This is a genomic window from Lactobacillus johnsonii, from assembly GCF_013487865.1.
In the GTDB taxonomy this organism is placed as follows: Bacteria; Bacillota; Bacilli; order Lactobacillales; family Lactobacillaceae; genus Lactobacillus; species Lactobacillus johnsonii_A.
On the sequence record NZ_CP047409.1, the window covers coordinates 1,241,559 to 1,255,918 of the forward strand.

General features: G+C 34.0%; 15 protein-coding genes. 3 read left to right on the plus strand and 12 right to left on the minus strand.

Annotated elements, in window-relative coordinates:
* Positions 1 to 59 precede the first annotated feature (59 nt).
* From GTO82_RS05840 to rpsO, 3 genes are all read right to left on the minus strand, one after another.
* Positions 60 to 917 carry a hypothetical protein gene (locus GTO82_RS05840; RefSeq protein WP_012846334.1) on the minus strand — a complete coding sequence of 286 codons (858 nt, stop codon included), beginning with the start codon at positions 915 to 917 and terminating at the stop codon, positions 60 to 62.
* Positions 917 to 2,692 (minus strand): ribonuclease J, encoded by a 1,776-nt coding sequence (locus tag GTO82_RS05845; protein WP_180872861.1) that lies wholly within the window; start codon positions 2,690 to 2,692, stop codon positions 917 to 919. Before GTO82_RS05845 ends, GTO82_RS05840 begins: the two co-directional genes overlap by 1 nt.
* A gap of 160 nt (positions 2,693 to 2,852) precedes the next feature.
* Complete coding sequence (gene rpsO, locus GTO82_RS05850; RefSeq protein ID WP_004894315.1) at positions 2,853 to 3,122, minus strand: 30S ribosomal protein S15; 270 nt, start codon at positions 3,120 to 3,122, stop codon at positions 2,853 to 2,855.
* Positions 3,123 to 3,316: 194 nt separating this feature from the next.
* Between rpsO and rpsT the strand changes: the two genes are divergently transcribed.
* The gene (gene rpsT, locus GTO82_RS05855; protein ID WP_011161866.1) at positions 3,317 to 3,574 is read left to right on the plus strand and encodes a 30S ribosomal protein S20; all 258 of its coding nucleotides are present in this window, start codon (positions 3,317 to 3,319) and stop codon (positions 3,572 to 3,574) included.
* 68 nt (positions 3,575 to 3,642) lie between these two features.
* Here the strand turns inward: rpsT and holA are convergent, their stop codons facing one another.
* The 9 genes from holA to typA all read right to left on the minus strand — a co-directional run bounded on the left by holA (position 3,643) and on the right by typA (position 13,141).
* Positions 3,643 to 4,632 (minus strand): DNA polymerase III subunit delta, encoded by a 990-nt coding sequence (gene holA / locus GTO82_RS05860; RefSeq protein ID WP_180872862.1) that lies wholly within the window; start codon positions 4,630 to 4,632, stop codon positions 3,643 to 3,645.
* A complete protein-coding gene (locus GTO82_RS05865; RefSeq protein WP_180872863.1) occupies positions 4,629 to 6,911 on the minus strand; it encodes a DNA internalization-related competence protein ComEC/Rec2 in 2,283 nt (760 codons plus the stop codon). The genes holA and GTO82_RS05865 overlap by 4 nt, the downstream gene beginning before the upstream one ends.
* Positions 6,868 to 7,554: a helix-hairpin-helix domain-containing protein gene (locus GTO82_RS05870; protein WP_180872864.1), complete on the minus strand. Its 687-nt coding sequence runs from the start codon at positions 7,552 to 7,554 to the stop codon at positions 6,868 to 6,870. The genes GTO82_RS05865 and GTO82_RS05870 overlap by 44 nt, the downstream gene beginning before the upstream one ends.
* 56 nt (positions 7,555 to 7,610) lie before the next feature.
* Positions 7,611 to 8,621, minus strand: a complete 1,011-nt coding sequence (locus GTO82_RS05875) for a SepM family pheromone-processing serine protease (RefSeq protein WP_180872865.1) — start codon at positions 8,619 to 8,621, stop codon at positions 7,611 to 7,613.
* Entirely contained in the window at positions 8,608 to 9,108 is a 501-nt protein-coding gene (gene coaD / locus GTO82_RS05880; RefSeq protein ID WP_087285282.1) for a pantetheine-phosphate adenylyltransferase, read from the minus strand. Before coaD ends, GTO82_RS05875 begins: the two co-directional genes overlap by 14 nt.
* A gap of 1 nt (position 9,109) precedes the next feature.
* On the minus strand, positions 9,110 to 9,658 hold the full coding sequence (gene rsmD / locus GTO82_RS05885; RefSeq protein WP_180872866.1) for a 16S rRNA (guanine(966)-N(2))-methyltransferase RsmD: 549 nt from the start codon (positions 9,656 to 9,658) through the stop codon (positions 9,110 to 9,112).
* Entirely contained in the window at positions 9,655 to 9,990 is a 336-nt protein-coding gene (locus GTO82_RS05890) for a YlbG family protein (RefSeq protein WP_012846343.1), read from the minus strand. Before GTO82_RS05890 ends, rsmD begins: the two co-directional genes overlap by 4 nt.
* The gene (locus tag GTO82_RS05895) at positions 9,987 to 11,171 is read right to left on the minus strand and encodes an FtsW/RodA/SpoVE family cell cycle protein (RefSeq protein WP_180872867.1); all 1,185 of its coding nucleotides are present in this window, start codon (positions 11,169 to 11,171) and stop codon (positions 9,987 to 9,989) included. Before GTO82_RS05895 ends, GTO82_RS05890 begins: the two co-directional genes overlap by 4 nt.
* Positions 11,172 to 11,284: 113 nt before the next feature.
* Positions 11,285 to 13,141, minus strand: coding sequence for a translational GTPase TypA (gene typA, locus GTO82_RS05900; protein WP_012846345.1), 1,857 nt, complete (start codon positions 13,139 to 13,141; stop codon positions 11,285 to 11,287).
* Between the two features lie 246 nt (positions 13,142 to 13,387).
* Between typA and def the strand changes: the two genes are divergently transcribed.
* On the plus strand, positions 13,388 to 13,942 hold the full coding sequence (def, locus tag GTO82_RS05905; RefSeq protein ID WP_180872868.1) for a peptide deformylase: 555 nt from the start codon (positions 13,388 to 13,390) through the stop codon (positions 13,940 to 13,942).
* Between the two features lie 185 nt (positions 13,943 to 14,127).
* A complete protein-coding gene (locus GTO82_RS05910) occupies positions 14,128 to 14,355 on the plus strand; it encodes a DNA-dependent RNA polymerase subunit epsilon (protein ID WP_004894289.1) in 228 nt (75 codons plus the stop codon).
* The last annotated feature ends 5 nt before the right edge of the window (positions 14,356 to 14,360 follow it).

Consider the following 14,360-nt stretch of genomic DNA (forward strand, 5'->3'; position numbering starts at 1 on the left):
CCTTTATTGATTATACTAGATCCACAGAAAATGTAAACCTTTTTTGCTCAATATCGGCACTAAAAATCAGAATTTGTTGCTTTTTCATATGCCAAATATTCATATATTTTATTTAAAAGTTTCTGATTAGCTCCGCCCTTCTTTTGCTCAAGATAATTTCTAAAATCATGAGCAAATTGATCCGGATCTCTAATATAATCATTTAAACGCGGATATAGCATCCCTAAACAAACATTCATCTCACCAATCATTATTGGCAGTTTGCTTGGATCCTGTCTAAAGTAATCCGCTAAGCTAACACAAACTTCACGATAAATTGGACTTTTTTCAAGCAAGTCAGTTTCTTTAGGAATAAATTCTTTTAATTCTCCTAAAATGTAAACTTGAACTTTTTCGCTGTATCCAAGTTTTATTAAATCTTCACATAAGGATAAACGCAAAGCAAAATTAGGAGATGGATCCATTAAAATACTTTTTGCCAAATTAGTAAAGTTTTCTGTACTTAAGCAATATAAAAGTAAATAATCTTTTTCTTGAATATATTTAAGCTGTTTAAAATTTTTCATTATTTCTAACTGCTTAATTTGACTAACCGGTTCAATTTTTACTGGTAGCTTTTTTTGCAGTAAATACTCAAGCTCAGCCGCTTCAATTGCATAATGTTGAAAAGCTAAAATTTTAAGATAAGTATCATATACTCTTTGATTAGAAAAAAGGTCAGGCTCTTCCTTAATCAAAGAATATGCCTGATCTCCCTTCTCTTGGCTTAAATATATTTCACATAGCTCACAAACAATATCTGAATCATGACCTAACCGTAAAGCTTCAAGTAAATATTGCTTAGCTTGCGGTAAATCATTGTGCTTTTTAGCCTCTTTTGCTAAAAGAAGAAAGTTATCTTGACTTGCATGTGACATTAAGCTTTTGCCTTCTTTTGTTCTGAATCTTTTTTATGATGATTTTTTCTAACTGGACGTTTCTCAGAATTATTTTCTTGATTGTTTCGTCTAGCCATTGCACGGTGTCTATTTTGGTTAACTTCCATTACGACTGGTAAAACAACTGGACGACGCCCTGTTTGCTTGTAAAGATATTTTTCAACATCATTACGAACATCTTGCTTTAATTCAGTCCAATCAAATTTCTTATGTTCAAAGTTATTGTTTACTGCTTCTTTAATTACATCAGCAGCGCCATTCATCAAGGCATGGTTAGCCTTAATGTATACAAATCCTCTAGTTGAAACACGTGGTTCTGAGATGATCTTCTTTTTCTTTCTGTCAATAGTAACTGCAGCAATGAAGACACCGTCATCAGATAGAACTTCCCGGTCTCTTAAAACGATGTTTCCAACATCACCGACACCAGAACCGTCAATCATGATATCTTCACCAGGAACAGCATCTGTACGATAGAAACGACCCTTTTCTAAAGCATATGCATCCCCGTTATGTGGTAAGAAAATATCCTTCTTATTCATACCTGCTTCAATAGCTAAATCTTTATGGATCTCAAGAAGACGGTATTCACCAATAACTGGAATTAAGAACTTAGGCTTAAGTGTATCAATTAACATTTGTAAGTCACGGCCAGTGGCATGTCCACTTGTATGCTTATCTCTACCGAGTTCTTTAACTGTTCCGCCAGTACGATAAATCATATCACTAGTTTGGGCAACCATAGTTTCAACTGAGTGTGAAGGAGTGGTAGCGATGAAAACTAAATCACCCTTCTTAATCTTAATCATACGGTGACGGTTAGTTGCCATCTTTTGAAGCGACTTAAGTGGTTCACCCATCCGACCAGTTTCTAAGATTACTAATTCATTGTCAGGAATCTTCTTTAAGTCCTTACTGTGAACAAGTAATCCTTTAGGTACGTTTAAGTAACCTAATTTCATTGCTGTATAGACAATCTTACCAGCATCTCTACCTGTCAAGAAAACATGTCTTCCAGTGGCAGCCGCTGCTTGGAAAATCTCTTGAACACGGACGATATTTGATGCTTTTGCTGCAGCAATGATTCGACCATCATAATTCTCAAAAATATTGTAAATGTATTTTTCAATACTAGTCTGACGATCATTTGGGAAGTTTGCTTCAGCATTAGTGGAGTCACTAAGAAGTGCGAGGACGCCCTTTTGGGCAATTTCAGATAAACGAACAAAATCAGTTCGATAACCTTTTTTAGCTGATGGATCAAACTTAAAGTCACCAGTGTAGACAATCTCTCCTTCTTTAGTGGAAATATCAATTCCTAAAGAATCTGGAATTGAGTGCGTAGTCTTGAAGAAAGAGACATTTGCATTTTTAAATTCAATTTCTGTATCAGCGTCAATAACATGGAATAAGTCATTTTTACGACGTCTATTTTCACGTTGAACAGCAATCTTAGCCAATTCAATAGTTAATTTTGAACCAAAAACTGGAATATCGTGATCTCTTAAAATATATGGAAGAGCCCCGATTGAGTCAGCATGACCATGAGTTAAAAAGATACCGGCAATTTTATCGGCATAATCTTGGAAAAATTGTAGGTCAGGAATAACAACGTCAATTCCTAATAAAGATGAATCAGGATACTTCAAACCCGCATCCATAATAAAAATTTCGTCTTCTACTTGAACAGCGTACATGTTTTTACCATTTTCACGTGCGCCACCCAAGATCATTATCTTAATTTTTTGTGACATTTTTTTGCTTCTTTCTATATTTACTTAAATTATTTATGGATCTTAATGATCAAAACGAAGTTAATCTAATTAATTTTACCATATAATAGTATGAATTTGAAAGGAACAAAAAAGCTACTCTTTAAGATAAAGAGTAGCTGAGGTTTATGAATTATTAAAATTAACGACGTAAACCTAACTTGTTGATTAATTCACGGTAACGTTGAATATCTTTGTTCTTCAAGTAACGAAGTAAGTTACGACGGTGACCAATCTTCTTAAGCAAACCAACGTATGAGTGGTGGTCTTGCTTGTTAGCCTTTAAGTGGTCGTTCAAGTTGTTGATATCACTAGTTAAAAGTGCAATTTGAACTTCTGGAGAACCAGTATCGCCATCGTGACGTGCGTATTCTTTGATTAATTCATCTTTCTTTTCTTTTGAAATAGCCATTAGAAAAATACCTCTCTTTTAAATAATTGCCATTAACAACGTTAACCGTCGGCGGCGGGAAAACAGCGTCAATGGTTCCAACAGATATTAATATTACATGGAAGTTTTTAAAAAAGCAAGTCCAAATTACCTTGCACCAACGGCTTGTATTAAGTATAATTAACGAGTAAATCTATTTTATCGAGGTGATTTTGATGCCACAAATTAAATCAGCAATTAAACGTGTTAAGACTAATGCTACTGCTAACAAGCGCAACGCTGCTGAATTAAGTAAATTGAGAACTGCTGTAAGAAAATTCAACGAAGCTGTTGAAAATGACGCAAAAGATGTCCTCGATTTAGAAGTTAAAGCTGCACGTGCTTTAGATAAGGCTGCTTCTAAAGGTCTTATTTCTAAGAACAAAGCTAACCGTGATAAGTCACGCTTATCTAAGAAGGCTGCTAACAAGTAATTATTTACTTGACACCTGATATTAGGCAAAATAAAAGCTCGGAGTTTTCCTCCGAGCTTTTTTGTTGTCTAAATTTTTAATAGAAAGAGCTTCAAAAACTCATCCCCATGATAAGTTCCGTTTTTGTAGCCAAAATCAAGTTCAATCGCCTGCTTTAACAACACTGTTAATTTACTTAATGAGACTTTATTTTCAAGGGCTAATTTTACTCGATACGGATTCACTTTTAACTCTTTAGTAATTTGATCTTTACTCCACCGTCTATTCTGCAAAACTTTAACACAAGTCAAAAATTCAAGTTGAGATTCAAAAATAGCTAGTAGCTGAATTACACTTGCCCCTTCTCGTAAATGATCCTCTAAACGTTGAGTAGCCTCTTGATATTTTTTATCAAAAGCAGCTGTTAATATTTCAAAAATATTTTCTGAAAGAGAACGATCAATATTTTCCTTAATTAGTGTTTCCGTGATCCTTTTATCTTCACCAACAATATTTTTTAATTTTACATAGTTACTTAATGAGACGTCTAGAACTTGGTCACTTCTTTGGATCAATATTTGAAGCGCCATATTAGTAATTTGATATCCTTCTTCTTTACTTATGGCCTTAATTATTCCACTAACTTCATAGGGTTTAAACGTAGTTTCAACCACATTAACATGTTCAAGCAAAAGTTTACTAATCTTTTTTCTACGATCAATTTTTTCATAATTAGCCACAAAAACAACTACATCTTCTAAATCACTCAAATGTTCAATGATTCTAGTTAATTTTTCAACTTGTTTTTTAAACTTTTGTGGTACTTTAGCCATTAAAAAGAAAGGATTCTTCACAACCACAACTTTCTGGTTACTGAATAAAGAAGACTCGGTTAAAGTTGCCATTAATTCATCAAGTCCATCTTCAAGGCAGTCTACAATCACTTGATCAAGTTCAGAAAAAGATTTTTGATTGAGGTAGTTGCGAACCAAATAATCATTAAAAAATGAATCTGGTCCTTGAATTAAAAGATTAGCATTCTTAGGATTAGTCTGTTTAAAAAGAGAGATTAATGTCATTTTGTATTTCCTTTATAAAAAGTCGTAATCTTATCACCTTGAAATGGTGAGTAATTCCAAGTAATTGTACCACTATCTTGCGTATTTAAATATGGAATACCTAAGTCTTTCAATGTTTTTAAAGTTTCTTGATGGGGATGCCCAAAACGATTATTGCGTCCTGAAGAAATAAAGACTAGACGTGGATTTAACTTCTTTAAAAAATCTGGATCGCTAGAAGTTTTACTACCATGATGGCCTAATTTAAAGTAATCAACTTGGAAATTATAGTGATTTTGTATCTCTTTTTCTCCTTCTCTGCCCAAGTCCCCAGTAAAAAGCCAGCGTTTATTTGCTAACTTAAAAGTTATAGATAAAGAATCTTCATTCTTACCTAAGCCCGCTTTAAAAGGATAAACCACATCAAAGTCGATCCCGCCTTCTCTAACTTTATCCCCTGCAAGAAGTGGCATCAGTTGCACATCATTTAAATGATTACTTATTTTCTTCATAAAAGACTGATTATCAGTCAAACCTCTAGCAAAATATAGATGCTTTACTGGAATTTGATCCAGTAAAGCTTTTAAATCACCGATATGATCTGCATCCTGATGACTTAAAAAGACTCCATCAAGATGATCAATTCCCTGTGCATATAAAAATGGTATAGTGATCCGATTTAACTGCGGCTCACTTTTTCTTTTACCAAAATTTAGTTTTCCACCTGTATCTATTAAGTATGTTTTTCTATTTAAGGGCGTCGTAATTAAAATGCTATCCCCCTGTCCTACGTCAATAAAAGAAACTTGCCCCTTAAGTGGAAAATGAATCAAACAGAAAAAGCTAGTATATGCCCCAAGCAAAATTACTCTTAATTTTAATTTCTTTACTTTATTCTTAGGCATAATAATCAAAAACAAAGTCACAGCCAATAAAAATATAGTTTGAAACCAATTTATTTGCCCAAAAGTTATTAATCCCACCTGCTTATCAGCAATAAAATTAGTTAAGTCCGCAATGACTTTAAAAATTGGTTCACTTATTCTGACAATATCTGGTAAACACCAAAATATAAAAATCACAATAAAGGTTAAAGGCAAAAGAATAAAATTAAAAATTGGAACAATCAAGAAATTATAAATGATAGTTAGAAAATTAATCCGATAAAAATTATGTAATAGAATTGGCGTAATTAATAAATTGAGAACTATATTTTGTTTAATTTTTTTAAAATCTTTGCTTATTTCTAATCCAAAGACTAACAAATAACTTAAAATCGCCCCACTATTTAAAAATAATAGCGGATTAAATAGGAGATGAGTTAACGCTACTATTCCTAATTTATCTCCGCTACTAATCATAATCTTTTTTCTTTTAAAGAATACATTCCAAAAGTAGCTTAAACTTGCTCGCACAAAACCAGCCTGAAAATTAGAAAGTAAGATTTCAATTATTAAAAAAAGAACACAAAAAATCGTTAATTCTTCTTCTGTTCTTTTCATAATTGTTCCAAGCCACATGATCCCTAGAATATATAAACTTACGTGTAGCCCAGAGATACTTAACAAATGGATAATTCCTAAGTCACGATAACTATTGAGTAAAACCTTATTTTCTGGACTAAGATTTTGTGCTAGAACCATTTCACTGGCAAAAAATCTTGTAAACTGGGGCATTTTTTCAAAATAATCGATCAGCCACTTACGTAAAATATGGATCCAATCAAAAATAGTAATTTTCTTAGGATAAAGCTCATAGCTTTCAAGTTTCACTCTCTCCCTTATTTTTTTACTACGATAATACTTTTGGTAGTCAAATTCACCTGGGTTAGTTGCTGGCATAATTTGTTCTACTTTTGCCTTGTAGTTTACTAAATAACATCCCCCAAAGCGATTTAATTCTTTTTCAAGTGACTTGTTTATACTTCCACTAATTAAAACTTTATTCTTTCCAATTCTTCCCTCCCCATAGAAAAATTGGTCACTCACCTTCACCTGATCACTATATATTTGAATTGGTTCTCCAATTTTCGTTTCACTTGTTTGCTGATTAAGTAAAGTTATAAGAGATATTATTCCTAAAAACAAAACCAGTAATTGTCGATACTGAGGAAATTTATAAATGAGCAAGAAGCAGAAAAAAAGCAAAAAAATTACAGCTACAACTCTTTGAGCAAAAGAAGTAGCTTGCAAAATTAGAAAAGTAACTGAAATACCTCCCAAACTAAGTAATAAATAGAATCCGGGAGCATAAAAACTAGAGAGCCAATTGATCTTTAAGCTTTTCAAAAGTCTTTTCACCAATTCCTGTCACTTTAGTTAAATCTTCAATTTGTTTGAAACCTCCATTTTGATCGCGATACGCAATAATTTGTTCTGCTTTCTTCTGACCCACTCCATTTAATTTTTGTAAATCTTCAACTGTTGCAGAATTTAAATGGACCTGCTCAGAATTTGAACTAGAAGAATCTGAAGCAGATGAGTTAGTAGTTGTTGTATTTCCGACTGCTGGTACATTCTCTATTTTTTCACCAATGTGGGGGACATAAATTTGATCTTGATCTTTTAAAAGAGCTGCTCGATTTATTGCTCTTGTCTCTGCCTTATCGGTTAAGCCGCCACATACTTTTAATAAATCATTTAAGCGTGCCCCATTTTTTAAGGTATAAACTCCACTATGTTTAACAGATCCAGCAATATCTACAGTTACAGTATTTTGTTTAGATGGACTATTAACGCCAGTAGCAGAAGGAGTGTTATTACTTTTATTTTTAGAAAAATCTGTTGATTGGTTCTTATTATTTTCACTTAAAACTTGATTATTATTAACTACCGGCTGATTATTTTTTTGAATAAAATATCCACCAATTAAAATCATCGCAATAATTCCAATTACTAGTCCTTTCTTTCCTAAGATGAAATCTTTTATTTTTTCAAAATCCATTTTTATCACCTCATTATTTATTACGAAAAAAAGCAGCAATTTTTTGCTGCTTTTTCTTATTTTTCTAAATAATTTAGTGCATCTTCAAATCGAGCTACGGGTACAATCTTCATTTTAGTATGAATTTTCTTAGCAGTTTTTACCGCTTCTGCATAATTCGTTTCACTCTTTTTAACTCCCGATGGTTGATCAGTTGGAGCAAAGAAGACTTTCATTCCCTGTCGACTAGCTGCTATTACTTTCTTATCAACGCCGCCAATCATTCCTACTTTTCCTTGATCATCAATCGTCCCAGTCCCTGCTATCTTTTTAGAACTAAGATTTTTTCCGGTAAATAATTGATAACATTCGAGCGTAAACATTAATCCAGCTGAAGGGCCACCAATATCTTCCGCATCAATTTTTACTGCAGGCTTTGTTACTACCCGCGTATGATCTACAAGTTGAATACCGATTCCGTAACGGTTAGTTCCAGAAAGTTTTACCGTTTTACCGGAGAAAGTTAGGTGTTTTTTTCCTCTAATAACTTCAATTCTTACCTTACTCTTCTTTAAAGAAGAAACATATTTAATTAATTCTTGACTAGAATTGAATTTCTTACCATTTACGCTAACTAATACGTCTCCTACCTTCAATTTATTCTTAAAAGTTGAATTACTCATTATTTCCATTACGTAAACGCCTAGGAACTCTTGACGATGCGGAACATTTGCCTTCTTAGCCGCATAGTAAATAGCATTATTTTGACTAGTTTCCATATAATACTGCTGCATTTGATTATATTCTGCACTAGTTGATGTTCCCATTAATTCATCCTTTGAGTAGCGACTATCTGCTGGCCTCAAAAAACTTGTCAAATAATCAATCATTATCGCTGGTCGTTCACTTACGGTTACCAAATAAAAATTAGGATTAGCCTTTCTAGTACTTTTTACATATTTACTAATCTGAAAAGCTTCACCAGGAGCTTCAATATAATATTGCGTTGGCCACAGACAAAATACAACTGCTATTAAAAATGCTGCTATTCCTAGCAGCCAAAACTTTAATTTTCTATTTTTTTTCATTATTTCTATTCCTCAATTTTTCTTCCAATGCAGCTGCGACTGGCTTTGGAACTAAGGTTGAAACATCCCCACCAAAAAATACAGTTTCTTTAATCATACTAGAAGAAATAAAGCTATCTTCTGGGCGAGTAAACAATAAAACTGTATTTAAATCTGGATCTAAGGTCTTGTTGATTCCAGCTATATCACGCTCGTAGTTAAAATCGGCTGTATTTCGCAATCCACGAACAATTGCACCTGCACCAAGTTCATGTGCTACTTCCACGGTTAACTCGGCTGGTCGAGCAATAACTTCAACTTTTTCGTTGTTTTCAAAAACTTTTCTCGCCAATTCTAAACGTTCTTTTTCATTAAAAAGATACTTTTTACTAGTATTGGTCATAATTACTACATATAATTTTTCAAACATATGAGATGCACCTTCAATCACCTCAACATGTCCATTAGTTATTGGGTCAAAACTTCCGGGAAAAATCGCCTTTGTCATTTTAATCTCTTTCGTAAACCTTTACCTTTGTTCGTCCTAACTGATGATCCTTAATAATTGAAAAGCCAGAAACCTCTAGTAATTCATCATGTTCATCTGTCTCCGCTACAACAAGCGCCTTCTCATTTAATAGGTTATTCTCAAGCAATTTCGTCATAATTTTTACAATTTTTTGTTTAGCATAAGGTGGGTCAAGAAAAACAAGATCAAATTTCTTACCCTCATCCTGCAAAATTTTAATTGCGCGATTATCACTACACTTTAAGACTCTGAATCTTTCTTCTTCCTTGGTGAGTTCAACATTTTTTTTGATAACCTGGCATGCCTGACCACTAATATCTACTAAAACAGCCTCATCATAGCCACGAGAAACAGCTTCAATTCCTAAGGCACCACTGCCGGCATATAGATCGAGTACTTGGCCGCCATCAAAAAATTGCCCCAAAGAATTAAATAAAGACCCTTTTACTTTATCACTAGTTGGTCGAGTGGCATTACTCTTCAATGTATGTAAATTACGCTTAGCATATTTTCCTGCAATAATTCTCAAACTCGTAAATCCTCGTTTTCTTCTCGTAATTTTTCTGCTTCTTCTTTTAGTTCCCGCATCATTTTTTCCTCGTGTTCAGCAGAGAAATCGAGCTCATCAGTTTTTGATGTTTCCACAGACTGCACATAACTTTTGCTTCTGAGCTCTGCAATTGTCTTAGCTGCGTATTGTGAACTGACATATAAAATCACATACTTATTTTTACGTGAAAAATAAATAATATTACCAAATCTACGCAACTTATACTGATCGCTAATTTGATTCAACCAAACAATTATCTGCGTACGGGGAGTCATTTTTTCATTTGACTCATCCTTAAAAACCAAACTCAAAGTACACTCCTACTTTCTACTAATGCTTTCTTTTCAGCAGCTGAAATATTTAAGACTAAACCTAAAGCAGCAGTTAGCACAATCATTGATGATCCCCCATAAGAAATAAATGGTAAGGTTACCCCAGTAATTGGCAATAATCCTAAAACTGCCCCTACATTAAAGAACGTTTCTGTAAAAATCATGGTTACAACCCCGAAACAAACTAAAGCATTAAATTGTGAATCGGCATGAATTCCTACTTCCATAATGCGCCACATTAAAAAGAATAATAAGGTAATAATCACAATAGCGCCAATTACTCCCAACTCTTCAGCGGTAATAGATAAAATGAAATCAGTATATGGTTCAGGTAAGTAGCCTCTCTTTTGCATACTATTACCTAATCCAACACCAAACAAACCACCATTATGAATTGCATAATAGGAGTTTACCAGCTGTGCACCACCTGTTTTTTCTAGCTTAAAGGGATGGGCAAAAGCGAGCAAGCGCTGAAACTGATAGGAATCTTTGATGAATCCTGGGGTCCAAAACAATAAAATTGCCATCAATAAAACAATTCCTAGTAGTAATCCTACTAACCAATAAACGGCTAATCTTGTGGGGATTCCTGAGACACTATACATGACAAAAACAATCATAAATAGAATTGCTGAACCACCAAAGTCAGGCTCTAAAATTACCAAACCAATCATCAAAAATGAAATTACAGTTGGCCCAAATAAATTATGCCAGATTTGTCCCGGAATAAACTTCCCATCTCGTCTCGACAAGACAAAAGCCAAATAAAGAACTAGAGATAATTTAGCTACTTCCACTGGCTGAATATTAATAAATCCTAAATTAATCCAACCAACAGCACCATTAACAGCAGCTTTTCCATGACTAACAATTTTAAGAACGATTAAAAACATTAACATCAAAAATGAAATTCCTAAGTAGGACATAACAAATTTTCTGTTTTTGAATACTCTTAATTTTAAAGCAAAACAAGGAATTCCAAAGGCTATAAATGCTGCCAAGAAATATATAATCTGTCTTTTCATATATACACTCGGTGAAAAACCATTTACTAATAAAATGTCCGAGCTTGCTGAATAGACCATAATAACCCCGATAGTTGACAAAACAAGATATGGGATCAAGATGCTATAGTCTAAGTATCTTAGTTTTTGTCGCACAATATATCTGCCCCTTTAGTTAAATAATCTTTCTTATTATATCACTACCTCTGCATAACAAAAAAAGTAGCTCAATAAATTGAGCTACTTTTAAAAATTAAATAAGAAATAAACTATTTGTTACGTTTCTTATCTGCCTTTTTTCTTTCGTTAGTGTTTAAGATCTTCTTACGTAAACGAATACTTTCTGGAGTTACTTCACAGTATTCATCATCGTTCAAGAATTCAATAGCTTCTTCCAAAGTCATAGTCTTAGGAGTCTTAATTGAAGCTGAGTGGTCCTTACCTGCAGCACGGGTGTTAGTTAAGTTCTTACCCTTAGTTACGTTAACAGCAATATCACGTTCACGTGATGATTGACCAACAATCATACCTTCGTAAACTTCAACACCAGCACCGATGAATAATTCACCACGTTGTTCAACTGATTGAAGTGAGTAAGTTGTTGATTGACCTTGATTGATTGAAACTAAGGCACCGTTACGACGACCTGGTTCCCAGTTCTTAACAACAGGCTTGTATGAATCAAAAGTATGGTTCATAATTCCGTAACCAGCAGTTTGGGACATGAATTCATTGTTGTAACCAATCAAACCACGTGATGGTACTAAGAATTCAAGTCTAGTTTGGCCGTTACCAGTAGATTCCATATTCTTCATTTCACCTTTTCTTTGTGAAAGAGAGTCAATAACAGAACCTACATAAGCATCTGGAGTATCTACTTGAACTGCTTCAAATGGTTCACACATTTGTCCATCAACTTCACGGTAAATAACTTTAGGACGTGAAAGTTGTAATTCAAATCCTTCACGACGAAGTTCTTCAACTAAAATTGACAAGTGTAATTCACCACGACCAGAAACAGTCCAGGCATTTAATTGGTCAGTTGGTTCAACCTTTAAAGAAACATCAGTACGAGTTTGACGAATTAAACGGTCTTCAAGTTTCTTAGGTGTAACTTGATCACCTTCACGACCAGCAAATGGTGAATCATTTGCAACAAAGTCCATTTGAAGAGTTGGTGGATCAATCTTAAGAAGTGGTAATGCTTCAGGCTTGTCAGCAGAAGCAATAGTCTCACCAACATAAATATCATTAATACCAGAAATAGCAATGATATCGCCGGCTTTTGCTTCTTGAATTTCGTTACGCTTCAAACCGAAGTAACCAAATAATTTAGTAACACGGAAGTTTTGAGTTGAACCATCACGTTTCATAACAGTAATGTTGTCACCAACTTTAACTTTTCCGCGGTAAATACGTCCTACACCGATACGACCTACGTAGTCATCCCAATCAAGCATAGTGATTTGGAATTGTAATGGTTCATCAGAATTATCAACTGGAGCAGGAATGTTCTTAACAATAGTATCAAAAATAGGATCCATTGTTTCTTCTTGCTTAGCTGGGTCTGATTCGTATGAAGAAGTACCGTTTAAAGCAGATGCGTAAACAACTGGGAAATCAAGTTGTTCATCACTAGCACCTAATTCGATGAATAATTCAAGAACTTCATCCAATACTTCCTTTGGACGAGCACCTGGACGGTCAATCTTATTAATAACTACGATTGGCTTAACGCCAGCTTCCAAAGCCTTCTTAAGCACAAAACGAGTTTGTGGCATAGTACCTTCGTAAGCATCAACAAGCAATAAACATCCGTCAACCATGTGCATGATACGTTCTACTTCACCACCGAAGTCAGCGTGTCCTGGTGTATCCAAGATGTTAATAGTAGTATCACCGTACTTAACAGCAGTGTTCTTAGATAAGATAGTAATACCACGTTCACGTTCAATAGCATTGGAGTCCATAGCACGATCTTCTAGATTCATGTGCTCTGGCAATGTATCTGATTGTTTTAACAATTGGTTAACCAAAGTAGTCTTACCGTGGTCAACGTGTGCGATAATGGCAATATTTCTAATATCGTCTCTTCTTTGCAAAAGAAATTCCTCCCCGAACTTCATAAAAAAACTGTGACTCCAGTCACAGCCCTTTTACGCAAAAATAATAATGCAGTTATTGAAGCTTTATATCTCTATAGTTTCGTTTTACAATTCTACTCTAAAAATATAATGTCGTCAACGGAAGTACAAGCTGTGAACTGTTTATTTTTAACAAAAATATTATACCAAAAACTTCGGTCGTTGCCGTCTTTTCTTTCAATTGTTATTATAGTTTATAGCAAATTATTTAATTAAGGAGATATAATTTTGATTTTAATGCATGATATTACGCGCGATGGCAATCCAGTTTTAAGACAAATTGCTAAGCCTTTAACTTTTCCATTATCCGATGAATACAAAAAATTAGCTGACGACATGATGCAATACTTAATCAACTCCCAAGATCCTAAGATTGCTGAAAAGCATCAATTAAGAGCTGGTGTTGGTCTAGCTGCTCCACAAGTTGGTGAAAGTGTTCAAATGGCTGCTCTTTTAGTTCCCAACGACAAAGGTGAAATCATCTTTAAGGAAGTTTTTGTTAATCCTAAAATTCTTTCTGAATCAGTTAGAAGAACTTGTCTTGCTGAAGGTGAAGGCTGTTTAAGTGTAGACAAAGACATTGAAGGATATGTTCCTCGTCCTGATAAATTAAAAATTCGTTACTATACAGTAGATGGTGAAGAAAAAACTATTCGCTTAAAAGACTATCCGGCAATCGTTGCTTCCCACGAAATTGATCACTTAAATGGTCATTTATTCTATGATCGCATCAATAAGCAAAATCCTTTTGAATTAGCAGAAGATACAATCGTAATTTCTTAAAATTAAACTTTTAATTTTCTACTAGGCGTTAGAGCAAGATGTTCTATCGCCTTTTTCCATACTATATATGAAGTAAATTGGTATACTTAAAAGCAAGTTTATGATAAAATTTTAATAGCTATGAATTTCTGCAAGTTTATGCAGAAGTTTTTTTGAACGTTTTAAATATAAGGAGATTATAAGAAATGATCTACAAAGTTTTATACCAAAAAGACCAGATCGTTAATCCAAGAAGAGAAACTACTAAGACTCTTTTTTTAGAAGCAGATAATGTAGTTGCAGCAAGAACTATGGTTGAGGATAATACCCCCTACAACATTGAACTCATCCAAGAATTAACTGGAAACTCCCTTGCTTACGAAAAGCAAAGCCCAGATTTCAAACTGACAACTTTTGATTCTAAGGATAACTAACGACC

Coding starts and splice junctions, on each gene's coding strand:
- rpsT (WP_011161866.1), top strand. CDS start 3,317: ATGCCACAAATTAAATCAGCAATTAAACGTGTTAAGACTAATGCTACT.
- GTO82_RS05840 (WP_012846334.1), bottom strand. CDS start 917: ATGTCACATGCAAGTCAAGATAACTTTCTTCTTTTAGCAAAAGAGGCT.
- coaD (WP_087285282.1), bottom strand. CDS start 9,108: ATGACAAAGGCGATTTTTCCCGGAAGTTTTGACCCAATAACTAATGGA.
- GTO82_RS05910 (WP_004894289.1), top strand. CDS start 14,128: ATGATCTACAAAGTTTTATACCAAAAAGACCAGATCGTTAATCCAAGA.
- GTO82_RS05845 (WP_180872861.1), bottom strand. CDS start 2,692: ATGTCACAAAAAATTAAGATAATGATCTTGGGTGGCGCACGTGAAAAT.
- GTO82_RS05870 (WP_180872864.1), bottom strand. CDS start 7,554: ATGGATTTTGAAAAAATAAAAGATTTCATCTTAGGAAAGAAAGGACTA.
- rpsO (WP_004894315.1), bottom strand. CDS start 3,122: ATGGCTATTTCAAAAGAAAAGAAAGATGAATTAATCAAAGAATACGCA.
- typA (WP_012846345.1), bottom strand. CDS start 13,141: ATGAAGTTCGGGGAGGAATTTCTTTTGCAAAGAAGAGACGATATTAGA.
- holA (WP_180872862.1), bottom strand. CDS start 4,632: ATGACATTAATCTCTCTTTTTAAACAGACTAATCCTAAGAATGCTAAT.
- GTO82_RS05875 (WP_180872865.1), bottom strand. CDS start 8,621: ATGAAAAAAAATAGAAAATTAAAGTTTTGGCTGCTAGGAATAGCAGCA.